The sequence below is a fragment of the Winogradskyella pacifica genome, assembly GCF_003386275.1.
Lineage (GTDB): Bacteria > Bacteroidota > Bacteroidia > Flavobacteriales > Flavobacteriaceae > Winogradskyella > Winogradskyella pacifica.
Genome location: NZ_QREI01000001.1, coordinates 385,944 through 411,624, shown reverse-complemented (window position 1 = coordinate 411,624; position 25,681 = coordinate 385,944). Strand labels below are relative to the sequence as shown.

Sequence of the window (25,681 nt, the reverse complement as noted above, 5' to 3'; positions counted from 1 at the left end):
TAACTATTATAAGGAATAGGGTTTATTCAAATTCAGGGATCACCAAAAATGGAATTATAGTATGAAATCCAATTTTCTGAATTACAGGTTCATTTAGAAAACTTTCAATAAAACTATGCTTGTAATTTATCATTGTAAGAATATTAATATCAAATTCGTCAATAAAATCGATAATCGCTTGCTCTTTACTTCCAAAATTAGGCTTCCAATTAATAGAACTTGGATGATCTTCAATATATGCTTTTAACATTGCTAAATTATAACTTTGCTTTTCAGTTAGGCTGTCTTTTACATTGACATGGACAACTTGTATTTTGGAATTATATAATTTAGTTAATTCTAATAATGGCTTCAACTCATCTCCATAAAATCTATTAAAGTCCGTAGGAAAAGCAATTTGCTTTGGTACAACAAAATCATAAGCATCTGGTACAATTAGAACAGGACAAAGTCTTATTTTGTTAATTATATTTACCGTGTTGCTACCAAAAAGAAACTCTTTAGCACCAGTGGCACCTTTGGTCCCCATAATGACTAAGGTTATTTTAAATTCTTTAATGGTGTTTTTAATCGTATCCAATAAAGGTTCTGTACTATGTACAGTTTTAAACTTATGATCAGAATTTGTGCTTTCTGTCTTTGCTTTAGCTTTTAAGTTTATTAAATCTTGTTTCGTTTTTTCCTTGTTTAGGTCTATAAAACTTGAAGTGATATATGTTCTAGATGTTGGGTTTTTAAAAGACCAGGTATGTAATAAATAAAAGGTACAAGGCTGGTTAGCGTATAATTTTAAGGCATAAAGTATGGCACTCCATGAGTTATCTGAAAAATCGGTTGGAAGTAATATGTGATGTCTCATAATCTATTTTATATAGTTAACATTAAAGTATGATTTCTTTAATGAAAAGGATTAATATCAGTTTTGAGGTATGACTAAAAAAGGAACAGTAGGGTGAAAGCTTATATTGGTTATTATAGGTTCTTTTATTATATTTTCGATAAAGCTATGTTTATAATTTACCATTACTAAAATGTTGATTTTGAAGTCTTCTATGAAATCTTGAATCGCTTTGGCTTTTCTATCATAATTAGGCATCCAATTAAAACCATAATCATAATGCTCTAAGCTCATTTCTAATAAAGCTAAATTTTGTTTTTGGCTTTCTGAGATGTCATCTTCATTATTGATATGAACAATTCTAATTTTAGAACTATTGAGATCAGCTAATTGTTTGAGTGGTAATAATTCATCTCCGTAGATGCGGTTAAAATCTGTTGGAAAGGCTATTTGCTCAGGTTTTACAAAATCATATTTATTTGGAATAACCAAAATAGGACAGTTTTTTACCTGTTTAATAATATTTACAGTGTTACTTCCAAAAAGTATTTCTTTGGCTTTAGTTTCCCCTTTAGTCCCTATAACAATAAGATCTATGTTTTCCTTTTCTACGACTACTTCAATTAAACTATGTAAGTCATTAGTGCTTAGTATAACTTCAAAAGTGTGCTTCTCATTAGCATAGTCTCTTTCTACTTTAGCTTTTAACTCATCTAATTCCTTTCGTGCTTTTTCTGCTAAAACGCGTGCTAATTTATTAGACATACTAGACATAGAAGACGTATGTAATTTTGAAGAATGTAAAAAGTGAAACGTACATTGTTCTTCTTTGTATAGTTTTAAAGTGTATATAGCAGCACTTAAGGCGTTATCTGAAAAATCGGTAGGTAAAAGAATATGTTTTGGCATGATTACGTTTTTATATTAAGGTTAGGATACTATGTTTATTGTTCTGTGTTGTATAAAAAAAAAGTTTAAGGGTTTGATTAGTATGGTTTTATGTTTTAATCTGTGGTGTAAAATTATATCTTAAATATATTTTAAACTATGATAAATGTCAGTTGATAAGTTGGCGCTAGTAATTATGGTTTATAGCAAGATTATCAAAATTATTGATATATAGATTGTTCTCATTAATGAAGCTGGGCTAATTCCGTTTGCTATTAAATTTTGTAGGATATTGGATGCCAATTCTACTTTAATAATTGTTGATGTAAAGTAGTGTTATCAAAATGAGATGATTAATAAAGTAATTTTTTCGTCAATCAAAACTCAATAACCTATACTATATTACCATTTATGTTTACTATATTATCATTTAACACTTAATGTTTTATATTTAGATTTTTATCTGATAAATTTAGGAAAGCTATAAATCACTAAAATGATGCGTTTGATAAAAACAAAATTCAGTATCACAGTATTTCTATTAATGTCAACCTTATTATATGGTTTTCAGGTGAGTAGTTTAGATAGGCTTATTGTTGAAGGAAATAGTTTTGTAAATGAAGAAGGAACAACTTTTGTGTTTAGAGGGCTAAACGCCAGTGATCCCAATAAATTAGAACCTCAAGGACATTGGGACAAAGCCTATTTCGAAGAAATAAAAAATTGGGGAGCTAATATTGTGAGGCTACCTGTGCATCCAACCGATTGGACCGAAAGGGGAAAGGAATCTTATTTAAAGCTTTTAGATGATGGTATACAATGGGCAACAGAATTGGGTTTGTATATTATTATCGACTGGCATAGTATAGGTAATTTGAAAACCGAAATGTATCAATCAGACAGATATGATACAACTTTAAAGCAAACCTATGATTTTTGGAGAACAATAGCCTCTAAATATGGTGATAATACAACTGTTGCTTTTTACGAAATTTTTAATGAGCCTACCACTTACAATGGGACGTTAGGGGCCGTTACTTGGAAGGAATGGAAAACGATAAATAAAGAAGTTATTGGTATTATTAGAGCTAATGGAGGTGAAGGAATTCCTTTGGTTGCTGGTTTTAATTGGGCTTATGATTTAACACCTGTTTTAGAGGATCCTTTAGATGTTGAAGGCATTGGGTATGTCAGTCATCCGTATCCACAAAAAAGAGAGAAGCCTTGGGAAGATCAATGGACCAAAGATTGGGGATTTGTTAAAGAAAAATACCCTTTAATTCTTACTGAAATTGGTTTTTGTGGACCAGAAGATCCAGGTGCGCATTCACCAGTAATTAGTGATGAATCTTATGGTGATGCCATTACAGCGTATTGTGATGAAAAAGACATTTCATATGTTATTTGGGTATTTGATGCCGAATGGGCTCCAAGATTATTCGAAGATTGGAATACTTATAAGCCGTCTAGGCATGGTAAATATTTCAAGAAGAAATTACAAAGTTATACTTATGATTAATTAAAACTACACGTAAAATGAGCGAAAATATTAATCGAGAAATAACCCAATTAAAATCAGATGATGTTTTTTTAATCATCGATAGGGTGAAGCAAAAGTTTGATTTTCCTATTCACTTTCATCCAGAATACGAGCTAAATTTTATTCTAAACGGAAAAGGTATACGTCGTGTAGTGGGGACTTCAATGGAAGAAATTGATGATATAGAATTAGTTTTAATGGGTCCCAATTTAGAACATGGCTGGGAAACGCATAACTGCAAAAGCAAAAGTATTTATGAAATAACAATTCAATTTCATGAAGATTTGTTCAATAGTAAATTACTCTCTTTAAAAAATTTCAAACCTATACAAGACTTGTTTACAAAGTCTAAACATGGTGTGCTTTTCGATGGAAACACAGCGATGAAGTTAATGCCAAGAATAAAAGAATTATCAGCTACAGATGGAGTAACAGATTTTATTAAACTTTTAAAATTACTCGAAGAACTTGCAGATTCTAAAAGCCAAAGGTTGTTGTCATCTAATGTGGTACGAGATAGTGAGTATGACAATAGCGATCGGATTAAAAAAGTTCAGGAATTTATAAGACAAAATTATTCGCGTAAAATTTCACTGAAAGAAATATCTACTTTGGTGAATATGAGTCAGAGTTCGTTTAATAGATTTATTAAAAAACGCACTGGAAAAACGTTTATTGAATATATGAACGACAAAAGAATTAGTCATGCCATAAAACTACTGATTGAAACCGATATGTCTGTTGGAGAAATCGCGTATAAATGTGGATTTAATAGTATCGCTAATTTTAATAGATTTTTTAAAAAATCTAAAAATGTAACGCCGAGTAAGTTTAAATCAGAATTTAAATCGGTTCAGCGGTTTAGCAAAATCTCTTAGTATTATTTCCTGCGTCTTAATAGTAAATAGTATTAGGATTTGAAAATTTACGCTTAGAAAAAAAAGTATGTTTACTTTATTTTTACATGTATTAATAAATGTATTCTAGTGCTTAAATTCGGTTTGTATTCTGTTGTTTTAATTGTGCTTTTTTCTTGTAAAGAAGCAAAAACACAAATGCTTAAATATCAGTTTTCAAATGAATTGATTAAACATTCAGGTCGAAGTGAAGTGTTGGCAGATCAATCAATAGCCTTAATAGGTTCAGCAGCTTCTGTTGAATTTAATGTAAAAGGAGATTCCGTAAATATATATCTTCAAACAGAATCTTCAAACCGTAATTATTATGTTGTTTCTGTAAATGATACGTATAAAAAACGTTATAAAATTGAAGGTGATTCTATTCAAAAAATAGCTTTAAAATTACCTAACCTTGAGCAAAATACAATCGGAATTTATAAAGCTACAGAAGCTTTTAATGATAAGATTATATTTCATGGTGTAGATGCAGTAGCGTTATTACCAATTGAAGAAAAACAGTTTAAGATTGAATTTATAGGCGACTCCATAACCTGCGGAGCACTTTCTGATGATTCTGATATGCCATGCAACGAAGGTGAATATCAAGATCAACACAATGCCTATTTGGCTTATGGGCCACAAGTAGCAAAACAACTAAATGCGGATTTTATGGTGAGTTCTGTTTCTGGAATAGGGATGTACCGCAATTGGAATGATGAAAATATTGATGAAGCTATAATGCCTGAGGTTTATGATAATTTGTATTTAAATAAAGACAATTCAAAGCCTTTCAATTTAGAATTTAAGCCAGATGTAGTAAGCATTTGTTTAGGTACAAATGATATGTCTGATGGCGATGGTGTTAAAGATCGGCTGCCATTCAATAATGAAAAATTCACGAATAACTATATCAAATTTATAGAAAGCATTTATAAGCGCTATCCCAAAACACAAGTTGCTTTATTAAGTAGTCCTATGCTCAACGGTGAGAAACAGCTATTATTAGTGTCATGCTTAAAGGACGTGCAGGAGCATTTTAAAATAAAAAGCGATAAGGATATAGCATTATTTCAGTTTGAAGAGATATATCCAAACGGTTGTAATGCGCATCCAAGTATAGAAGAGCATAAAACTATAGCTAATGTGTTAGAACCATTTTTTAAATCAGTATTAGTTAAGGAATAGTATGTATTCAGCTTCAGTAAATAGATATGAGGATATATCTCCTACAAATGATATTCAACCAAAAAATAAAAAATCAGTAGGACAAAGATTAGCAAATATAGCTTTGAAGAAACAGTATCAAGCCATAGATAGTCTTGTTGAACATCCGGAGTTAGAACACGTTGTTTATAATAAAGAAAATGCAGTTATTCATTTTAAAAATGCAGATGGTCTTTTTATAAAAGGAACAGCCTCTTTGTTCGAGATAGCAGGAGAAGATAATGTGTTTTATCCTGCAAAAACCAAATTAAAAGGGAGTACGATAATAGTATATTCTAACCAAGTGAAACAGCCTCAAAAAGTGAGGTTTGCATGGGGAAACGCCTTGCAGTCTAATGTATTTAATGAGGCAGGATTGCCAGCATCTAGTTTTGCTACTGAAAAACAAATTTTAAACCATGAACACGACTAAACACACGATAATTTTTGCTTTAACGCTATTTGTATTCGCAAATTGTAAGGCCCAAAATAATATGAAGATGACAAAAAATACAACTATAGAAAACAAAATAGATTCACTATTAAAAATCATGACTATCGAAGAAAAGGTAGGTCAGATGAATCAATATAATGGTTTTTGGGATGTTACAGGTCCTGCTCCAGAAGGAGGTAGCGCCGAACAAAAATATGAACATTTACGAAAAGGTTGGGTCGGATCTATGTTGTCTGTAAGAGGCGTGAAAGAGGTGAGAGCTGTTCAAAAAATAGCAGTAGAGGAAACCCGATTAGGAATTCCTTTAATTATTGGTTTTGATGTTATTCATGGCTATAAAACCTTAAGTCCAATTCCTTTAGCAGAAGCGGCGAGTTGGGATATGGAAGCGATTAAAAAATCGGCAAGTGTAGCGGCTGCAGAAGCGGCAGCATCTGGCATTAACTGGACATTTGGACCAATGGTAGATGTCGGAAGAGATGCACGTTGGGGACGCGTTATGGAAGGAGCAGGTGAAGATCCGTTTTTAGGAAGTAAAATTGCTGTGGCTAGAGTGCATGGGTTTCAGGGAGATGATTTGTCTGCAACGAATACTATTGCCGCTTGTGCTAAGCATTTTGCAGCTTACGGATTTGCAGAAGCGGGTAAAGAATATAATACGGTAGATATAGGAACATCAACGTTGCACAATATGGTTTTTCCACCTTTTAAAGCTGCTGTAGATGCTGGTGTACGTACTTTGATGAATTCATTTAACGAAATAAATGGAGTGCCAGTAACTGGAAGTTCGTATTTGCAACGCGATATTTTAAAAGGTAAATGGGGTTTTGATGGTTATGTTATTTCAGATTGGGCTTCAATTTTTGAAATGATAAGTTGGGGACATGCTAAAGACAAGCGAGAAGCGGCTAAAATTGCAGCAATTGCTGGTTCTGATATGGATATGGAAGGTAATGTTTATGTACAGGAATTAGCACAGCTTGTTAAAGATGGTGTCGTTAAAGAATCTATAGTAGACGATGCTGTAAGACGTATTTTACGTGTGAAATTTGAATTAGGTTTATTTGAAGATCCTTACAGATATTGCGATGAAACAAGAGAGAAAGAAACTATAGGAAATCCGGCACATCATGAAGCTGTTTTGGATATGGCGAAAAAGTCGATTGTTTTATTAAAGAATGAAAATCAACTGTTACCCTTAAAAAAAGAAGATCAAAAAATCGCTTTAATGGGCGATTTAGCTAATGATAAATCGAGTCCTTTGGGAAGTTGGAGAATCGCTTCAGACGATGAAACCGGAGTGTCTGTATTAGAAGGAATGGAAAAGTATACCGGTAACACATTAACCTATGTGAGAGGTGCTGAGGTGGCTACTGAAAAAACGACATTCCTTAAAGAAATTCAATTCAATACAACAGATACGAGTGGTTTTGCTGAAGCTATAGCGGTCGCAAAAACCGTGGATGTTGTGGTTATGGTTTTAGGTGAATATGGATTTCAAAGTGGTGAAGGACGAAGTCGTACGGATTTACAATTACCTGGAGTTCAGCAACAATTATTGGAAGCTGTTTATGAGGTTAATCAGAATATAGTTTTGGTTTTAAATAATGGACGTCCTTTAGCAATTTCTTGGGCAGACGAGCATATTCCAACAATTGTTGAAGCATGGCAGTTAGGAACACAAACCGGAAACGCTGTCGCACAAGTTTTATATGGTGACTATAATCCTAGCGGAAAATTACCAATGACCTTTCCTCGCAATGTTGGTCAGGTGCCAATTTATTACAACCATAAAAACACAGGCCGTCCAGTAGATAAGGATGATAACGTATTTTGGTCACACTATTCTGATGTTGAAAAAACTCCACTATATCCTTTTGGACATGGTTTAAGTTATACGAGTTTCAGCTATTCGGATTTAGAACTAAACGGTAATACGTTCACTTTAGAAGATGACGTAAAGGTGAGTGTTAATGTGACTAATGCTGGGGAGTTAGATGGAAAAGAAGTGGTTCAATTATATATTAGAGATTTAGTAGGCAGTGTAACACGTCCTGTTAAAGAGCTCAAAGGATTTGAATTAGTGGAAATTAAAGCTGGTGAAACCAAAACGATTAGCTTCACATTAAATAAAGAAACGCTTGGATTCTATAACAATAATGGTGATTTTATCATTGAGCCAGGTGACTTTAAAGTCTTTGTAGGAGGAAGTTCTGAAACGGTATTAGAAACCGATTTTGTACTTGAATAAATTAATTTTTAATCAGTTTAAATGTTTTACTAGAATTCGTCAAGCTTACTTTTACAAAGTAAATACCCGAAGTCTTAATGTTTTTTCCAATAGCACAAGAGTTTGAAAAACGACCATTAGAAATAGAGCGTCCTGCTAAGTCATAAATATGATAAGTAGCCGGTTCTTCTGTGGTAATCGTAAATTCATTTTTAAAAGGATTAGGATGTAAGGATATGTTTGAATTATTAACGACGTCATTAACAGAAAGTGGTTCTTGTAACCCAACAAACTTAGATAACAAACGTATATAAGCCACCTGATAATTATTACTATTTTCAGTGACTTCCCAAGAATTCATTGGCCAAGTTGTATTAAAATCATCATAAGCTTTTTGCTTAGGTTGTCCATTGATTCTAGCAACTTGATTAGAATCGCAAGTTTGACTGCCACAACCCGAAGGGCAGCAACCATCCCAATCGTAAAATGGATTCGCACCACCTACAACATAACCAGGAGCTGGTCCGTATAAATCATTTTGAGCGTTATCCCAATCCGTTCCGTCGCTAAACCAAGTGTGGTAAAACTCATTAACACCATGGTCTGCTCCGTAATCATACATGTTAGATAAGTAGCAGAAATTTAATGGGTTTACACCATGAATGTAATGAATATAGCGTTCTGCAGCTTTAAAAGCATCCACATTGTTAGCGCTATTAATGTCGTAATTTATGTAATCCATAAACATTAGACCTTTTCGAGATTTTGTACCATTACTGCCCCAAACATAATCTGTAAGATGAGCGAGATAAGGATCTGTTTCATTGGTTAGCGCACCAAAATTAGCTGCAGTGTTCATTGCATTTTCATACGTGGTTTTAATTGCGGCTACAACTGTTGGGTTTGCTGATGGAATTTTAGTGTAATACAATAATGTTTCCTGACTTTCTTGTTCAAAAGGATAGGCGTAATTCCATAATATTAAATGCATGTTTTGGTAATTGTTATCAATAAATGTTCTGTAGTTAACATCTGATGTGGCATCAAATAAATGTATGGCCGCTCTCATTTTATAAGCAAAACGACCATCGTCATCAATTTCTTGTTGTCCTGCTCCAATATCCAATGAGTTATAAGCAGAACTATTGTTTTCCCAAATGACATTCGGATTCGCTTCTGCCCAATTCCAAGCATTAATAGCACTTTGTTCTAATGTTGAAGCGTATGTTGTGTTACCTAAATCATTAAAAACTTTAGAGCCAAGCGCAAATGCCACGGCAGAAGCCAAAGTACATGATGTATTTACGGCTCCATATAAGCTTTGTCCGGTTGCTGAAGATGGTGGTGAAGCATGCGATAAATCAACAATACTTATCATTGAGCCATCCGTTTCTTGAAGACGTAATAAATGATCCATTCCCCATTTTATTTCATCAATAATATCTGGTGTGCCGTTTCCAGAATGTGGTAAATTATAATCATCTGTCCAGGCATCAGGTTTTTCTTGATAGGCTTTTAATAAATCAACAATGTAATTAGCTGTCCAAGTGGTGTATTTGTTATAGTCACCTGCATCATACCAGCCTCCACTTAAATCTCTTTCTGTTGAAGCATCATTGGGTGCATCCCAGCGTCTCGCTTGGGTATCTTGCAATGGACCTATATGACTTGCTTCATCTGCCCAATTGCTTCCTGCATAAGTGGCGTCTTTAGCGTAACCTGCTCTTTGGTAATAAAACGTGCGAACGGCATGTTTTAGAATGTCGGCATAAATGTCTTCAGCTATAACAAAGTCATATGATTTTAAGTTCTTATTGATATCTAGAACATAATAAGTCCCTGGAGTTTCAAATGTCGAAAAATCGAACCACCACACACGGTCTCCGGAAGAAGGATCTTCGATACCTGATTTGTAAGGAACTGTATTTCCGAAAAAGACTTGGGTGTTTGTTGTAGCGTCAACAATAGCATAAGAAAAACTTGGAGCAAAAGATTCTGCCGCATCAAAACCTGAAATAGGGTCTCTGAGAATGGCTATTTTTTCTGATGTTGGCCGATAACCAAATTGATCCACTACAATATATTTAGATTGCGTTTGCGAACTGATAAAAAAAGGAATGCAAAACAAGATGGTGAAAATAGAGACTTTCATAAGTGAATCTTTTTGTTGAACTTTTAACGTGTTGGATATTTAGTTAATAGTAAATTGAATGTCTTAATTAATTCTAACGTTGAAATATCCGATGCAAAAACAGAATTTAAACCTTGTGGTTCTTGTGGTGGGTCAGCAGTAAAATCATCGCCATGTTTCCATTTTCCGTTATTTGGATCTGTAATCGCATAGCCCGCAAATCCCCAAAAATTTAAACCAGCTATTGGATTTAGATTTGTTTTACTTTTTTGAACCTCTTCAAAAATAGCTTTGTAAAATGTATTTCTATTTTCTATAGACGCTTCAGGTGATAGACTTTCTTTTTCTCTTGGAAATCCAAATTCAGACATCACAATAGGTTTGTTTAGTTTGTTCGCAATTACAACATGTTCATTCATGTATTTTTTTGCATTTACTATAGAAACTTGGGTCGATTCTTTTTCATTATCAATATCATACCAACCCCAATTTTTTGGCCACATGTGCATGGTTAAATAATCGATATTCTCATTTTTATGTAGTCTTTGGTACATGTCTATATTTTGTAAAAAACCATGTTTTCCTTCGGTTCCTGTAGAAATTAATTGATTCGGAGCTAATTCTTTAATAATCCGTACGGTTTCATTTAACCAACCTGCAAAAGCGTCTTCATGGTCTGGAGTCATTAAAACTCTAGGCTCATTTGCCACTTGCCACGACATAATAGAAGGATCATCTACATACTTAATATTTGTATAAGAATTTGTACGACTAATAATGAACTTTATATGTTTGTAAAAGGCGTCTTTACAGGGCTCACAACTATGAAATTGTTTGGTGTAGTTCATGTATTCATCCCAAGAGTAGGCTTCTAAGAAAGGGTTTGGAACGTCTCCATAGCCATTCCATTTTAAATATTCAGACATGCCGCCAGACCAGATCCAATTGTTATTTAAGTATAGCACAGCATACATATTTCGCTGTCTCATTTCGGCTAATAAAAAATCTAAACCATCAAGTAAATCTTCATTGTAAACCCCTTGTTCTGGCTGTAAAGCAGGATAGACTCTAGAATCACCACCATCTCCTTCTCCGCCGACTAAAATGCGTAGATTGTCAATACCAACAGATTTCATTAAGTCTAATTCTTTGATAAGGCGTTCGCGATCTCCACTTTTTTTAGCTCCTATCAATGGACCGTACCAATAATTAGCTCCAATAAAATAATAGGGTTGATCTCCTTTTTGAAATTGAGTGCCTTTTACAGTTATAAAATCTGATTTCTCTGGAGTTTCATCAAACACATATTTTTTACTTTTACAAGAAAAAAGAACTGTGATGCAAAGGCTTGTTATTATGAGCTTGAAGTTTTTCATTGTAAATTTATTGAGGTAATTCGTATATATTAGGCAGTTCGTTTTGTAATACAGATCTCGGTTTGTTTACAAATTCTAAAAAGTCAGAAGTGCTAGATTGTCCTGGTGTTGGAGTGCAATAGGTGTCTGTTGTGTTTGTCCAAAACATCATATAGCCTATTTCTACATTATTATCTGATAAGGCATTATAAAGATGGTCAGCGTAAAAGCCTGAAATCGGATTGTTTAGTCCCGGAGTTACAAAAAAGCAAGATTCTGTTAGTGCAGCAATCTTAACGCGATCCTTGGCAAGATCCGTAAGAATTTGAAGTTTTTCATTGGCGCTATCTAATGCCATTTGACCTTGATTATTAAAATCGGTATAATTATCCATACCAAGAATATCAACATATGCATCACCAGGATATCTACTAAGGTATTCGCCGGTTGAGAAAAAACGGCTATCTGGTGAAAAGGCAAAAAGAATATTGTTCACTTGTAATACATCTCTTAAATATGTGACAGTAAATTGCCAAAGTGTTATAAATTCTTGTGGTGTGCAATAGTCTTTTCCCCACCAAAACCAATCTCCATCAAACTCATGGAAAGGTCTAAAAATAAAAGGAACTAAACTTCCATCATTACCAACCATACTATTGGCAACATCTGCTATTTTCTGAAGTTTTTGTTTGTAGTAATCGTGATTTGCTCCATCGGGTAAAATACTAGCAAGTGCATTGTCTTTCTGAAATTGAGTCATTTCGCTTGTGTAAAAATAATCTCCTTCATAGGGTTCTCTCATGTGCCAACAAAAGGTGTTGATCATACCTTTATTGTAGGCTTCTATTGCGTCTGATTTTATAATTTCCTCCTGTTGGTGATACCAGTTAGACGATGTGCCGTCATTATTATCATCAGTAATAAACATAAAATCGGAACCTAATAAACCGGGGTCACTTCCTGTTGTTTTCATAATGTCTGATGGACCTACATTATCATTATAAAAACTATTGAAAGCATCGTGCTGTCCGACGACAAATTTCGTTTTAGAAAGTACTTTTAAATTATAAAATAACGCAATTGTTTCTGGTGTCGCATTCGGATTTACCATGTATAAATACGTCTCATCAGGTGATAGCACAAACGCTTCTGGGAGTTCAGAAAGCGTTACCGTAGCAACATTCGAACTGCCTATGATAACATCGTTATTAGTTGTGTTTAAAGTTATAGTTACTGTTTCGTCACCTTCTGTTATGCTATCATCAATAACAGTCACCGTTATTGATTTGCTCAATGTATTTGCTGGAATGCTTAAGGAATTAGCAATGGTTTGATAATCGGTGCCATTTGTAGCAGTTCCACTAATGGTATAATTAATGGTGGTCGCTGTACTCACTGCGTTTGTTAATGTAAATGTGAATTCTCCGTTAGATGATGGCTCTGAAGCAAAACCAATCGTTGCAGCGATATTTACTAGAATGTCATTTTCGATTTCAGGATCATCTTTAGAACAACTGAGGACGAATAGTCCAAAAAAGAAACTCATTAGTAGTAGTTTTTTCATGTACAGTTGTTGCTTAAAATAATTAATGCTCTAGAGGTATGGTATGGAGCTTTCCACATGCTTACTTTGTCTTCTTCTGTATAAGGTTTTCCGTTTTTATCAACTCTAAAATGCCATTCTCCGTTTTCGTGATCTATAATATGCTTTTTAGTAAACTCCCATATTTTCAAAGAGCTATCTATGTGTTTTTCGTCTTTTTTGATGTCGTTAGCATATTTTAAACCCACTAACGCTTCAACCTGTGGCCACCAATGTCTATCAGTATCTGTATGATTTGTATTCAGGTTTTTTTCATTTATAACAGCTCCTTCACCATCAATGGCTTCTTCTAAAAAGGTGTTAGCAACTTGTATTGCCGTAGCTTTTGCTTCTTCTAATAATGCATCATCATTTAAAACTTTTGCGGCTTCGATAACTAACCAAGCGGTTTCAATATCATGTCCGTAGGAAATCGTATTGCTTAGTAAATTCCAGTTTTTATCAAAAAACAAGTCGTAGTGATTGTTGCTATTTAGAAATTTATTTTGGAAGAGATTTACTAATGTCGTTAAGGAGTCTTTTAAATTTTGATGGTCATATATTTTGAGTAGTGAGGTGTAGGCTTCTAAAATATGAAGATGCGTATTCATTGTTTTTTCAGCATTCATATCTTTATCACTTAATCGCATATCTTCAATAGGAGTCCAATCTTCATTAAAGGCTTCTAAATATCCTGAGTGTTCATCTTTAGCATGTTTTTCTATAAGGTTGAACAGTTCAATAGCCCAATCCTTAGCGGCTTCATTTTTTGAAAGAATATAGTATTCTGACAAGGCATAAATAGAGAAAGCTTGCGCATAGACTTGCTTGCGTTTGTTAATAGGGTTTCCTAAATAATCCAATTCCCAGAACACACCTTTTGAAGAGGTATCGTTAAAATGAGTTTTTAGATAATTGTAAGCTCTATCACAAATGTCGTTATACGTTTCCGTTTGAAAATGATTGGATACTGCTGAAAAACTCCAAAGAATTCTCGTGTTTAGTATGATGCCTTTTGAGGCCTCAGGAATAACAATATTGAAATGATTAATCTGACCAAAAAATCCACCATTCTTTTCGTCCAATGTGTTTTTAGACCAATACTCTAGAATATTGCCGAGCTCAGTTTTACATTCGTTTTGAAGCTGTTGGTAGGGTTTAGACATTAATACAATCCTTTATTGTTATCAATTAAATTTACGATGGTGTCTACAGAACTTGCTGAGGTGTAGCCGTCTTTTGGTGAGTTTGTTACATAATCAACCAACAAATCGACAGACGATACAGCGACATGCATTCTTGTGTCAGAAGAGGCGTAGTATATATAAACAGTGCCATCGTTATCTTCTATCCATCCATTAGAAAACAACACGTTAGATACATCACCCAAACGTTCTTTATTAAGAGGCGCCATAAAATGACCTGCGGGTTGGTGTATCACTTTTGATATATCGTTAAGGTCGGTCATAAACATGTATAAGGTGTAGCGTAAACCGGCAGCTGTATTTCTAACTCCATGAGCCAAATGCAACCATCCTTTTTCTGTTTTTATTGGAGCAGGACCCAAGCCGTTTTTGAGCTCAAATACAGTGTGATAGATTTTATTATTTATTATTTTTTCATTCTGAACTTCAGGATTCATCATATCATCGATAAATCCTAGACCTATTCCTCCTCCATTTCCGACACTAATAAATCCATCTTGCGGTCGTGTATATATCGCATATTTTCTATTGATAAATTCTGGATGCAATACCACATTACGTTGTTGTCCTGTAGTTGAAATTAAATCAGGAAGCCGTTCCCAATTAATTAAGTCTTTAGTTCTTACGATTCCGGCATTAGCAATTGCAGAACTTGTATCTTCTGAAGGAGCATTTGGGTCTTTGCGTTCTGTACAAAAGATGCCGTAAATCCAACCATCTTCATGTTGAATCAATCTCATGTCATACACGTTCGTATCTGGTATTTCGGTTTGAGGAATGACACAAGGTTTGTCCCAGAACTCGAAACCATCTATACCATTATCGCTTTGGGCAATGGCAAAAAATGATTTTCTATCGTTGCCTTCTACACGGACGCAAATAATATATTTTTCATTCCATTTTAGAGCTCCTGCATTAAATGTAGCGTTAAAGCCTATGCGTTCTATGCCATTAGGATTAGTTTCAGAATTCAAATCATATCGCCAATGAATTGGGATATGGCTTGCGGTGACTATTGGATATTTATATCTGGTATAAATGCCATTAGATAGTTTAGCTGGTTTGTTTTTTCTACGCACTGTTTTAGCGTAATGCTTTTTTGCCTTATCGATAGTGTTGATGCTCATAACTATAGTTTGGTTTTTATAAGGTTAATCGAGTTTTTGATTTAAATTGTTCCACCAGAATTTCTTCAGTAGAATGATACATACTATTAATACCGCTATAGAAATATAGACCGGAGTTTCTTGTCTGAAAATAAGATACATTGGTAAAATTACTAATGCCGTTTGGGCAACTATACCTATAGCGACATTGAACATGTCTCTTCCGAAATCAGTATTCTTTTTGAAGTTTGGATTTTCAGCTGCTAGTTGATCGTGCACCGGTTTCCAAAATCCCCAAGGACGTACATTTTTATAAAATTCTTTTAATACTTCAGCTTCCGTTGGAGGAGCAGAGAAGGTTCCGATTATACTTCCAATTAAAGAAACAATTAGTAATACTGGAAATAAGTATAAGGCATTTACATCTGGAAATAGTTGCGGTACTATTGCAGCAGCGAGTAAACCTGCGACCATGCCCCAGAAAAAGCCTTCACCATTAAACCTCCACCAATGCCATTTTAAAATATTGGCGCCAACATAACTTCCGTATAGAACGGATACAATAATGTTTAATATGGCATTTACATTTTCTGCGAAAAAACCAAGAACAATACTGATAATAACCACAATGATACCTGTGATGTAGTTCATGTTTTTTATTTGATTTTGAGACGCATCAGGTTTTGTGTATTTTAAATAAATATCATTAACCAAATAAGCTTGAGCAGCGTTTAATGTGCCAGCAAAAGTGGACATAAATGCCGCAATTAATCCTGCTAATAATAAGCCTAATAAGCCAACAGGTACAAATTCTTTAATAGCTGTTGGTAGAATGAGTTCAAAATCGATATGCCCAGCGGCATTTAATAAATCTAGCTTGTCATAATAGATTAAAGCTAAGGCTGCAAAACCAGCAATCATTAAATAGCGAATTGGCATTAAAATTACGGATACAAACCCACTCATTTTTGAAGCTTCAACGGGATTTTTAGTCGATAGAATTTTCTGCATATCGTATGTTGGAGCAGGGCCAGCGACACTTACAAGCACTCCTTTAAATAACATCATAAATAAGAAGTAAGTGAAGATGCCGTAACCATCACTTTTTATTTTATCTGTGACTTCAGGGATGATATTACTCCAGTCTAAATCTAACCCTCCAACAAACGGGTTCATCCAGTCTTTTGGCACGTCAACTCCAAATTCTCCCACAGCTTGCCACCCTAAATAGCCTATAACTAAGGCTGAAATTGTCATAATTCCGAATTGAACAACATCTGCCCAAACAATTCCGGACATGCCTCCCAATAAAGAATAAAACACAGCAAACAACGTGAATATGGTGCCATAAAAATGCGGGACATATTCTAGTGGAATAGAAAAAGGAACATAATTACTTACTAATTCCCATGGTACAAAGATTTCAACAAATTTCCCTAAACCAATAAAACCATAAGCTAAATAGCCCAAGCACACTACTAATGCAAAAACGACGACAATAATGTGAGATAATTTTGCTCCTTTTCCGAAACCGAAACGTGTACCTATCCATTCAGCACCTGTTGTAGCATTAGATCTACGTAGCCATTTAGATAAATAAACCATTAAAAATATTTGGTTAAATACGGGCCATAACCATGGAACCCAAGCGCTTTTTATCCCATAAACAAACATTAGTGTCACCAGCCAAATTGTTCCTGATATGTCAAACATACCAGAGGCGTTAGAGAGCCCTAATAAATACCAAGGAATAGATTTTCCGCCCAATAAATAATCATCCTTACTTTGTTGTGCTTTTTTACGGAGTACCAAGCCAATGATAATAATTGTGATTAAGTATAAAGCGATAATTAGGATGTCAATTGTATGTAGTAATTGCATGTGAGTTATGGGTTTATAAGATTGATGTCTTTTAAGAACAATGTTTTAGGTAGTGCCTTAAATTTCTTAAAGTCGAGTTCATTAGTATGCCCTTTGTAAGGCATGTAATGGTGTTTTTCGTCATGATTTCTCCAAAATAAAATCCAACTAATTCCAGAATCTTTAATACTTGGGTACAAAACCTCAGTAAACCAATTACTAGTTGGAATTTTTTCTAGTCCAGTTTCTGTAAACGCAAACAATTTATCTTTTTCAGTTGCATAAGATTTAACAATGGCCAAATCATTAACAACTGAATTTACGTACTCTTCAGTATTGTTGAAATCGTAAATATCGGATCCTAAAATATCAACATAATCATCGCCAGGGTAATAGGTCATATAATTATCCTCTGGGTTTAGTTTATTGGGTGAGTAGGTATATAATAGGTTGTGAACTTGGTGTTTGTCTCTTAAGAGTTGGACTGTTTGATGCCATAATTTTTTATATTCTGTAGTTGTGCAATGGCCTTTTCCCCACCAAAACCAAGAGCCGTTCATTTCATGAAAAGGTCTAAATATTATTGGGATTTTTGTGTCATTATATTTTAAAGATTTAAAGAAGCTGGCTAATCTTCCGATCCAAAGTTCATATTTCTCTCTATGGGTTCCTCCTTCTAAAATTTGTGCTACTGCAGGTGTTTGGTCCCAAGAATCTCCACCAGATACAGGGTTGTCGGAGTGCCAACTAATTGTAATAATGCCTCCTTTTTTATGGGCATCTATAATTAGGTTTCTCATTAAATTAAATGGGACGCTATCTAAGTTTACGTCCGATCCTTTTTCTATCCAACCAATGTCAAAACCGTATACAGAGGGTTGGTCTTCGATCATATCAAAAACATCACTTTTTTCAACATCGAGATAATCCGCTTTTTTCCATCCCATGCCATAAGATGTACAATCTTGATGTCCTATAGCAAACCCTTTTTGTGAAATAAGGAATAGTTTTTTTCTTAATAACTGTGAGCTTTCTGATATTTTATCATCAACTAAAGTCGGTTTTTTATAATCGCTCGTATAAATTGACTTGCAGGAAAACATTGTAAACACTAATACTATCGGAATAATTTTTTTAAACATAATAATTTAACGTTTGTAGCATTCTTAAAAAAGAACAATTATATTTTATATTAATTAATATTTTTACATCTTTAATTGTGGAAAATGTAAAAATTACGCACTAATTTTAGATATTTCAAATTTAGGGAACCCAGCTTTATATAGTTGGTATTATTTTATCAATTTGTTACATTATTATAAATCTTTATTATGGATATTATTAAAAACACGCATAGAGAAATCACACCATTATCTCCTGAGGATAGTTTTTTAGTCTTCGACAGGGTTAAAGAAGAATTTGATTTCCCTATACATTTTCATCCTGAATATGAGTTGAACTTTATAAGAAATGGTAAAGGAGTAAAAAGAATTATTGGAGATAGTATGGAGGAGATTGGAGATGTTGAATTGGTGTTGGTTGGTCCAAATTTACATCATGGATGGGTAACTCATAACTGTAAGAGTAAATCAATTCATGAAATAACTATTCAGTTTGATGAACATTTATTTGCTTCAGATTTTTTAAGGAGACGAATTATGAAGCCTATAAGGGATATGTTTAATAGATCCGTCCATGGTATTTTATTTTCTAAAAAAACAGCTTTAGAATTACAAGCTAGAATAGCTCAGGTATCGCGATTAGATGGTATGGATTATTTTTTAGAATTAGTTTCAATACTACATGATTTAGCCAATTCTAGGAACCAGCGCTTACTATCGACCTACACAGTATATAGGGAGAATTTTGAGAATAGTGATAAAATAAAAACAGTTTATGAATATATCCAAGGGCATTTTAGTGAAAAAATAACACTATCTCAAGTTTCAGAAATTGTAAATATGAGTAATGTGTCTTTTAATAGGTTTATGAAAAAAAGAACCGGAAAGACATTTGTAGATTATGTTAATGAAGTTCGAATTGGTTATGCTGCGATGTGGTTATTGGAAAAAGATAATAGCATCTCTGAAATTGCATATAATTGCGGTTTTAACAATATCGCAAATTTCAATAGGGTGTTTAAGAAGTTAAAAAAATGCACACCTAGTCAGTACAAAAATGAATTTTCGGGTATAAAAAGAATCCTATGAATTTTCTTCACTAAATGTCTTAGGTGGGGTTGTAAAAGAATTTTTGTTTGCATCTGATATTCTGTCAATAAACGTCGTTAGGTTTTATTGTGATCTGTACAATTTATCTAATTTCATGTATTATTTTATATTGTCGAATATATTTTATTAGTAAATGACAAAATACTATTAACACTACGTTAACAATTCTGTTAATTTTGGAATCATCAATAAATGAACTGTAAAATTATTTATATAATAATTATAAGGTGAAAAAATTGGGAATTAACAATCAACTTCTACTAATATCAATTAATATGCGAAAATTCGATTTTAAAAACATTTGTTGCAGCACTAAATATTGTTATTCATTTTTACTGCTTCTTTTAATGGGGCAATTTGCTATTGCTCAAAACCAAGTAAAAGGAACCGTGTCTGATTCTAATGGAGTAACGCTACTTGGAGTTGCGGTGATAGAAAAAGGAACTACAAATGGAGTTGTAACTGATTTTGATGGTGGCTATGTCATTAATGTTAATGAAAATTCAACCTTAGTATTTAGTTATATAGGGTTTGAAACCAAAGAAGTTTCAGTAAAAAATAAAGAACTCATTAATGTAACTTTAGATGAAAGTGTAGAAGGTTTAGATGAGGTTGTTGTTATTGGTTATGGTTCACAGCGAAAGGAGCAATTAAGTGGTTCTGTGTCTAGTGTAGATACCGAAGCATTAGAGACAATACCGCAAGTTGGTATTGATCAAATGATGCAAGGTAGAGCCGCAGGTGTGAGTATTACTCAGAATTCTGGTCAGCCAGGTAGTGCTGTTTCTGTAAGGATTCGTGGTATCAATACTATAACAGGTTCTAGTGAGCCCTTATATATTATAGATGGTGTGCCAGTGTCTGGGGATTCTAATAATGTGGCTACAAGTGGACGTTCTATTGCAGATAATGGCATTGGTGAGAGCAGTGGTTCAACGGGTGTGAGCCCTTTATCTGCGTTAAATCCTAACGATGTAGAGTCTATTGACATACTTAAAGATGCTTCTGCTACTGCGATTTATGGTTCTAGAGGATCTAATGGAGTTGTGATTATTACAACCAAAAAGGGTAAGAATTCAAAAGGAAAACTTTCATATAATACATTTATAGCAATACAACGTCCTACAAATTTAATTGAGGTTTTAGATTTACCAGGTTATGCAAGATTGCAGAATGAAATAGGAGAAATATATGGCCTTACTCCTAGGGTCGAATTTTTAAACCCTGATCTTTTAGGTCCAGGAACTAATTGGCAAAAGGAGATTTTTAGCGATGCCATGATGCAAAATCATCAAGTGTCTTTTTCTGGTGGCAACGAGGGTATTAATTACTTTTTGTCTACAGGATATGTTGATCAAGAAGGTACTGTCATAGGATCTTCATTTAATCGTATTTCGGTAAGAGCTAATGTAAATGCCAAATTAAATAAGTCCATTAATGTTGGGGTCAGTTTTACAACAAGTAGAACAAATGAAAGCCTAACCTTAAATAACTCAACTAATGGGCTTATAGGTCTTTCTTTATTAAACAATCCCGCAACTGCAGTTTATAATCCCGATGGGTCGTTTGCGGGTCCTGTGACATCTGAAGAAATTGCTTTTGGTATAAGAAATCCGATTGCAGAAGCATTAAGCGTTAAAAATAAATTAACTAGAAATAGAGTATTAGGAAATATTTATAGTGAGTTTAAAATATCGGAGAATTTTACTTATAGATTAGAAATGGGTGGTGATTTCGGGAACAATATTAGTGATAGATTTCAGCCTACATTTAATTATGGAGCGATTGATAGAGGAACAAATAGTTTAAGTCTTAGAAATGAAAACACAGATTTTTGGATTGTAAAAAACTTATTGACGTTCAATAAAACCTTTAATGAGAAACATAATTTCACAGTCCTATTGGGGCATGAAGTCCAAGAGTCAATTTGGCAAGGTGTAATTTCTCAAGATGGAGATTTTGTAAGTAATGATGTTCCAGTTTTAGGAACTGGAGATGCTAATGATTTTACAGATCAATACAAAGGAAGCGCAGCGTTAGAATCTTACTTTGGTAGATTAATCTATTCATTAGATAATAAATATAATGTTACAGCATCTTTGAGGGCTGATGGTTCTTCAAAATTTGCTGAAGGTAATAAATGGGGATATTTCCCTTCTGTTTCAGCCTCCTGGAGATTGTCTAACGAAAGTTTTATGGATGGTGTCACTGCTGTAGAAAACATAAAACTATATGGAGGTTATGGTGAAGTAGGGAATCAAAATATTCCAAATTTCGCTTATGGTGCACGATTAAATACAATTTCAACAGGTACAGGAACAGGGTTCGAATATGCGAATTTTGCAAACGAGGATTTAACCTGGGAATCTTCTACACAAACTAACTTTGGTTTAAATTTTACATTATTTAATTCACGATTAAACACAACTGTAGAAGTTTATAAGAAAATTTCAAAAGATTTTCTTTACCAACTTGCAGTCACCGATTTTATTACTGGAGGTAATTCGCCAGGAGCAATAACTCCTCCATGGGTTAACTTAGGTGAAATGCAAAATACAGGTGTCGATGTTACTTTAAGTTACAAAACAGATGCGAAAAATTTTAACTGGAATTCTTCATTAACTGTATCACATTATAAAAATAGAGTGAATGAGCTTTTAGGTGATCTAACAATAAATGGGGATTTGTCTTTAGATAATTCTAATCAAAATATAACAATAACTCAAGTTGGTCAACCTATTGGTTTATTCTATGGCTATCAGGTTGAAGGGATTTTTAGAACTCTAGATGATATTAATGGAGCTCCAGTTCAATTTGGAAGACCTTATGAAGATGCTTTATTTGGGTCAACATGGCTAGGCGATGTAAAGTATAAAGATATAAGTGGCCCAGACGGTGTGCCTGATGGAATTATTAATGGAGATGATAGAACAATTATTGGAAATCCACACCCAGATTTTACATTTGGTTTTCAAAATTCATTCTCTTATAAAAGCTTTGATTTATCCGTATTTATGCAAGGGTCTTATGGTAATGATATCTTCAATGCTATTGGACGCTCATTAACCGCAGGAAATAGAACTTATACAAACCAAGTGGCTTCAGTGTTAGATTACTGGTCTGTTGATAACCCGAATTCAGGTTCACCGAGATTAGCAAGAAATGACACGCCAAACATTAATATATCGGATAGGTACATAGAAGATGGTTCTTATTTAAGAATACAAAATGTAACTATAGGTTACACGCTTCCAAGCAAATTTTCTGAAGAGATAGGTTTGAGTAAGTTAAAACTATATGGAAGTATTCAAAACCTTTACACATTTACTAATTATTCTGGTTACGATCCAGAAGTAGGCGCATACAACCAAAATGCACTTTTATTAGGGGTGGATAATGGGCGTTACCCATCACCAAGAACATTTACGTTAGGAATCAATGTTGAATTTTAAAAACCAAGATATAATGAATAATTTATTACGAACTAAGTTTTTACTGACATTGGCAGTATTGTTACTTCTGCCATCATGTACTACGGAATTTTTAGATAGACCACCAGAAGATTCGTATAACGTAGTAGACTTCTATCAAACAGAAGAGCAAGTTAATTCGGGGACGAATCACTTGTATTCTAAGCCTTGGTTTAACTTTATCTCTAATGTTTCTTGGTGTATTGGTGAGTTAAGTTCAGGGAATGGCCGTACGTGGGATCCAAGGAATGCTGACTTTACTAATTTTGCAATAACAGGAGAGCACGGAACCTTAACTCAGGCATGGGAATCATTGTATGCTGTAGTTGCTCAGGCAAACTCAGTAATAAATACAATGCCAGAATTTGTACATCCAGATATTTCGCAAGATGTCGTTAATAACGCTATTGGCGAAGCGCGTTTTATCCGTGCCACTGCCTATTTTTATCTTGTCCGAATTTTTGGTCCAATTCCTATTATCGCAGATAATAATCTATACGTTTTAGAGCCTGTAGTTCCTAGAAACCCAGAATCTGATGTCTATGAGTTTATTAAAAGAGACTTACAGTTTGCTGTAGATAATTGTTATGAAAAAATTAGAGGTGGAAGTTATGACTTAAATGCAAAAGTTTCTAGCGGTACAGCTAAGGCAATGTTAGCGAAGATTTATTTGTACGAGCAAGATTATACTAAAGCATTTCAACTCTCTCAAGAGGTTATAACTTCTGGTGAATTTAAATTATATGGTGGTGATGCAGAAGATGGAGATCCTTCAGGAAGTTATTATGATTTGTTTTTAACTGCAAATGATAATAATCCAGAATCAATCTTTGCATTGCAATGGTCAACATCTGGTCAATATGCAGAAGGAAACGGTTTACAATCGCTTTTTGCACAAGCAGGAGTTACTGGTTTTGCGGATGGTTGGGCTGCAATTGGTCCTTCAATAGATTTGCAAGAAGCTTACGAAGACACAACACAAGATTTACGTTATTACGCTACAATTATGGATCCTGGTTCTTATTATGACGACTTAAATGGAGGTTATGCGGTGTCACCAACAGTTAATCATCAAGGGACTAATGTTGGAATAAAAAAATACGTTGTTGGTAATGCTGCGACTAATGGAGGTGGAGGTCAACAGAGCTATCCAAACAATACTTATATTCTTAGGTATGGCGAATTATTATTAATTAACGCGGAAGCTGCAGTTATGGGAGGTGGTTCAAGTGCATACGGTACAGCGTCTCTTAATAAGGTGCGAAGACGTGCTGGTTTAGGAAACATAGATAACCCAACAATAGACGATGTTTTTCAAGAAAGACGTATTGAGTTAGCTTTTGAGTTTGAGTTTTGGTATGATGTTGTAAGACGTGGGCCTGCCTTTGCAATAAACTATTTAGGCAATACAGAAAGAGGAGCTTTTAATAATGATACAACGCCTCCTACAATTAATTCTGAAATGTTTAGTCCTACAATGGACGATATGTTATTTCCATATCCAACAAACGAGACTCAAAATAACCCAGCGCTTCAACAGCCTCCAGTGCCTTATAATTTTGGAGAATAAATATAAAAAAGAAGATTATGAAAAAAAATAATTTCACATTGAGCAACATAGCTACTTTCTTTTTAATGGTGTTAATGATATTTCAGTTAACATCTTGCGAAAACGAATTTCAAAAGGATTCTATTCCAGAAGCAACTGCTCCTCCTATTATTCATAGTGTAAGCGAAGCTAGAGAAGACGTCCCTGTAACACAAGGTGTTTTGCAAGGAACATACATTATAAGAGGCGAAAATTTGGCATCGTTATTTTCTATAGACTTTAACGGTTTTCCCGCAGGATTTAATCCAGCACTTTTAACAGATAATATTGCTTTTGTAAGCGTGCCTTTAGACGCACCTTACATAAATCAAACAAATATTTTGCGATTAGAAAATTTAAAAGGAGTTACTGAATATGATTTTTCTTTATTAACTATTGAAGGATTCACTGAAGAGACAGTTGATGGTGTAAAGGTTGTTAAGCTTCAGGGTGGTGACTTTACGGATACGTCTACGGTAACCTTTGTGTCAGGATCTGAAGAAAATGGAAACTTAATAGAAGCCCCAGCAACAATTTTATCTATTAGCCAAACGGAAGTTGTGGTAGAAGTGCCATCGGGTATAGAACAAGCTTTTATTTATTTAGCTACGAGTAGAGGTGCTGTTGCACAATCAGATTCATACGGGTTTAGTTACTCTATTTATATTGATGCTTTACATTCAGATTGGACGACAAGTGAATGGGGAGGAACACATGACTTGGCGTCTTCTGAAGTCGCTTTAGGTGAATTCTCTATTAAAAGTACGAGAGAAGCCTGGTCTGGACTGTCTTTCTTAGTACCAAATATTCCATTTGATGAATATGATGCCCTCACAGTTTCTGTATACGGAACAGGTGCAGTAGGTGATAAAGTGCAAATTGCTTTAAATGATTTTGATGGAGCACAAACAGTACAGCCTATAGAACTTATACCAGGAGTATGGAATAAAGTGGTGATTCCTTTATCCGATTTTTATCCAAATGGTGGTGCGCCAGACACAATATTTAGAATGGATTTTCAAGAAGCATCTAATACAGGATTAGCAGAATACATTTTTTATATAGATGATTTTGGTTTTCTATAGTAGAAATTAATCAAGT

Annotated in this window: 18 protein-coding genes; 9 read left to right on the top strand and 9 right to left on the bottom strand. The window is 34.1% G+C overall.

The genetic code is table 11. The features are described from left to right. Window positions 1–22: 22 nt before the first annotated feature. Window positions 23–859 carry a universal stress protein gene (locus tag DFQ09_RS01845; RefSeq protein WP_115807884.1) on the bottom strand — a complete coding sequence of 279 codons (837 nt, stop codon included), beginning with the start codon at window positions 857–859 and terminating at the stop codon, window positions 23–25. Window positions 860–916: 57 nt separating this feature from the next. Continuing rightward, entirely contained in the window at window positions 917–1,747 is an 831-nt protein-coding gene (locus DFQ09_RS01840) for a universal stress protein (RefSeq protein ID WP_115807883.1), read from the bottom strand. A 484-nt stretch (window positions 1,748–2,231) separates the two neighbouring features. Between DFQ09_RS01840 and DFQ09_RS01835 the strand changes: the two genes are divergently transcribed. From DFQ09_RS01835 to bglX, 5 genes are all read left to right on the top strand, one after another. Then, complete coding sequence (locus tag DFQ09_RS01835) at window positions 2,232–3,245, top strand: glycoside hydrolase family 5 protein (RefSeq protein WP_220347448.1); 1,014 nt, start codon at window positions 2,232–2,234, stop codon at window positions 3,243–3,245. A 17-nt stretch (window positions 3,246–3,262) separates the two neighbouring features. Further along, complete coding sequence (locus tag DFQ09_RS01830; protein WP_092466544.1) at window positions 3,263–4,144, top strand: AraC family transcriptional regulator; 882 nt, start codon at window positions 3,263–3,265, stop codon at window positions 4,142–4,144. Window positions 4,145–4,252: 108 nt separating this feature from the next. Beyond that, complete coding sequence (locus tag DFQ09_RS01825) at window positions 4,253–5,350, top strand: SGNH/GDSL hydrolase family protein (protein WP_115807882.1); 1,098 nt, start codon at window positions 4,253–4,255, stop codon at window positions 5,348–5,350. 1 nt (window position 5,351) lies between these two features. Continuing rightward, the gene (locus DFQ09_RS01820; RefSeq protein ID WP_115807881.1) at window positions 5,352–5,801 is read left to right on the top strand and encodes a hypothetical protein; all 450 of its coding nucleotides are present in this window, start codon (window positions 5,352–5,354) and stop codon (window positions 5,799–5,801) included. Continuing rightward, window positions 5,788–8,073 (top strand): beta-glucosidase BglX, encoded by a 2,286-nt coding sequence (gene bglX, locus DFQ09_RS01815; RefSeq protein ID WP_115807880.1) that lies wholly within the window; start codon window positions 5,788–5,790, stop codon window positions 8,071–8,073. The genes DFQ09_RS01820 and bglX overlap by 14 nt, the downstream gene beginning before the upstream one ends. A gap of 1 nt (window position 8,074) precedes the next feature. Here bglX and DFQ09_RS01810 read toward each other — a convergent pair whose 3' ends face one another. The 7 genes from DFQ09_RS01810 to DFQ09_RS01780 are packed head-to-tail and all read right to left on the bottom strand — an operon-like array spanning window position 8,075 to window position 18,433. Further along, complete coding sequence (locus DFQ09_RS01810; RefSeq protein ID WP_115807879.1) at window positions 8,075–10,204, bottom strand: glycoside hydrolase family 9 protein; 2,130 nt, start codon at window positions 10,202–10,204, stop codon at window positions 8,075–8,077. Between the two features lie 23 nt (window positions 10,205–10,227). Then, a complete protein-coding gene (locus tag DFQ09_RS01805; RefSeq protein ID WP_115807878.1) occupies window positions 10,228–11,559 on the bottom strand; it encodes a glycoside hydrolase 5 family protein in 1,332 nt (443 codons plus the stop codon). 7 nt (window positions 11,560–11,566) lie between these two features. Then, window positions 11,567–13,102, bottom strand: coding sequence for a glycosyl hydrolase (locus DFQ09_RS01800; protein WP_115807877.1), 1,536 nt, complete (start codon window positions 13,100–13,102; stop codon window positions 11,567–11,569). After that, window positions 13,099–14,286 carry an AGE family epimerase/isomerase gene (locus DFQ09_RS01795; RefSeq protein ID WP_115807876.1) on the bottom strand — a complete coding sequence of 396 codons (1,188 nt, stop codon included), beginning with the start codon at window positions 14,284–14,286 and terminating at the stop codon, window positions 13,099–13,101. The genes DFQ09_RS01800 and DFQ09_RS01795 overlap by 4 nt, the downstream gene beginning before the upstream one ends. After that, complete coding sequence (locus DFQ09_RS01790; RefSeq protein WP_115807875.1) at window positions 14,286–15,452, bottom strand: glycoside hydrolase family 130 protein; 1,167 nt, start codon at window positions 15,450–15,452, stop codon at window positions 14,286–14,288. The genes DFQ09_RS01795 and DFQ09_RS01790 overlap by 1 nt, the downstream gene beginning before the upstream one ends. 24 nt (window positions 15,453–15,476) lie before the next feature. Continuing rightward, the gene (locus tag DFQ09_RS01785; RefSeq protein ID WP_115807874.1) at window positions 15,477–17,312 is read right to left on the bottom strand and encodes a sodium:solute symporter family protein; all 1,836 of its coding nucleotides are present in this window, start codon (window positions 17,310–17,312) and stop codon (window positions 15,477–15,479) included. A gap of 5 nt (window positions 17,313–17,317) precedes the next feature. Then, a complete protein-coding gene (locus DFQ09_RS01780; RefSeq protein ID WP_115807873.1) occupies window positions 17,318–18,433 on the bottom strand; it encodes a glycoside hydrolase family 26 protein in 1,116 nt (371 codons plus the stop codon). 189 nt (window positions 18,434–18,622) lie between these two features. On the opposite strand from DFQ09_RS01780, the gene DFQ09_RS01775 reads away from it, so the two are divergent. The 4 genes from DFQ09_RS01775 (at window position 18,623) to DFQ09_RS01760 (ending at window position 25,665) form a co-directional block, all read left to right on the top strand. Further along, complete coding sequence (locus DFQ09_RS01775; RefSeq protein WP_115807872.1) at window positions 18,623–19,501, top strand: AraC family transcriptional regulator; 879 nt, start codon at window positions 18,623–18,625, stop codon at window positions 19,499–19,501. A 296-nt stretch (window positions 19,502–19,797) separates the two neighbouring features. Further along, on the top strand, window positions 19,798–22,974 hold the full coding sequence (locus DFQ09_RS01770) for a SusC/RagA family TonB-linked outer membrane protein (RefSeq protein ID WP_115807871.1): 3,177 nt from the start codon (window positions 19,798–19,800) through the stop codon (window positions 22,972–22,974). 13 nt (window positions 22,975–22,987) lie between these two features. Beyond that, window positions 22,988–24,562, top strand: coding sequence for a RagB/SusD family nutrient uptake outer membrane protein (locus DFQ09_RS01765; protein WP_179347998.1), 1,575 nt, complete (start codon window positions 22,988–22,990; stop codon window positions 24,560–24,562). A gap of 17 nt (window positions 24,563–24,579) precedes the next feature. Next, the gene (locus DFQ09_RS01760; protein ID WP_115807869.1) at window positions 24,580–25,665 is read left to right on the top strand and encodes a hypothetical protein; all 1,086 of its coding nucleotides are present in this window, start codon (window positions 24,580–24,582) and stop codon (window positions 25,663–25,665) included. Window positions 25,666–25,681 lie beyond the last annotated feature (16 nt).

What these genes read in the sequence shown, in the direction of transcription:
- DFQ09_RS01845 (WP_115807884.1), bottom strand. Translation starts at nt 859, where the DNA reads ATGAGACATCACATATTACTTCCAACCGATTTTTCAGATAACTCATGG.
- DFQ09_RS01840 (WP_115807883.1), bottom strand. Translation starts at nt 1,747, where the DNA reads ATGCCAAAACATATTCTTTTACCTACCGATTTTTCAGATAACGCCTTA.
- DFQ09_RS01830 (WP_092466544.1), top strand. Translation starts at nt 3,263, where the DNA reads ATGAGCGAAAATATTAATCGAGAAATAACCCAATTAAAATCAGATGAT.
- DFQ09_RS01820 (WP_115807881.1), top strand. Translation starts at nt 5,352, where the DNA reads ATGTATTCAGCTTCAGTAAATAGATATGAGGATATATCTCCTACAAAT.
- bglX (WP_115807880.1), top strand. Translation starts at nt 5,788, where the DNA reads ATGAACACGACTAAACACACGATAATTTTTGCTTTAACGCTATTTGTA.
- DFQ09_RS01810 (WP_115807879.1), bottom strand. Translation starts at nt 10,204, where the DNA reads ATGAAAGTCTCTATTTTCACCATCTTGTTTTGCATTCCTTTTTTTATC.
- DFQ09_RS01805 (WP_115807878.1), bottom strand. Translation starts at nt 11,559, where the DNA reads ATGAAAAACTTCAAGCTCATAATAACAAGCCTTTGCATCACAGTTCTT.
- DFQ09_RS01800 (WP_115807877.1), bottom strand. Translation starts at nt 13,102, where the DNA reads ATGAAAAAACTACTACTAATGAGTTTCTTTTTTGGACTATTCGTCCTC.
- DFQ09_RS01795 (WP_115807876.1), bottom strand. Translation starts at nt 14,286, where the DNA reads ATGTCTAAACCCTACCAACAGCTTCAAAACGAATGTAAAACTGAGCTC.
- DFQ09_RS01790 (WP_115807875.1), bottom strand. Translation starts at nt 15,452, where the DNA reads ATGAGCATCAACACTATCGATAAGGCAAAAAAGCATTACGCTAAAACA.
- DFQ09_RS01785 (WP_115807874.1), bottom strand. Translation starts at nt 17,312, where the DNA reads ATGCAATTACTACATACAATTGACATCCTAATTATCGCTTTATACTTA.
- DFQ09_RS01780 (WP_115807873.1), bottom strand. Translation starts at nt 18,433, where the DNA reads ATGTTTAAAAAAATTATTCCGATAGTATTAGTGTTTACAATGTTTTCC.
- DFQ09_RS01775 (WP_115807872.1), top strand. Translation starts at nt 18,623, where the DNA reads ATGGATATTATTAAAAACACGCATAGAGAAATCACACCATTATCTCCT.
- DFQ09_RS01770 (WP_115807871.1), top strand. Translation starts at nt 19,798, where the DNA reads ATGCGAAAATTCGATTTTAAAAACATTTGTTGCAGCACTAAATATTGT.
- DFQ09_RS01765 (WP_179347998.1), top strand. Translation starts at nt 22,988, where the DNA reads ATGAATAATTTATTACGAACTAAGTTTTTACTGACATTGGCAGTATTG.
- DFQ09_RS01760 (WP_115807869.1), top strand. Translation starts at nt 24,580, where the DNA reads ATGAAAAAAAATAATTTCACATTGAGCAACATAGCTACTTTCTTTTTA.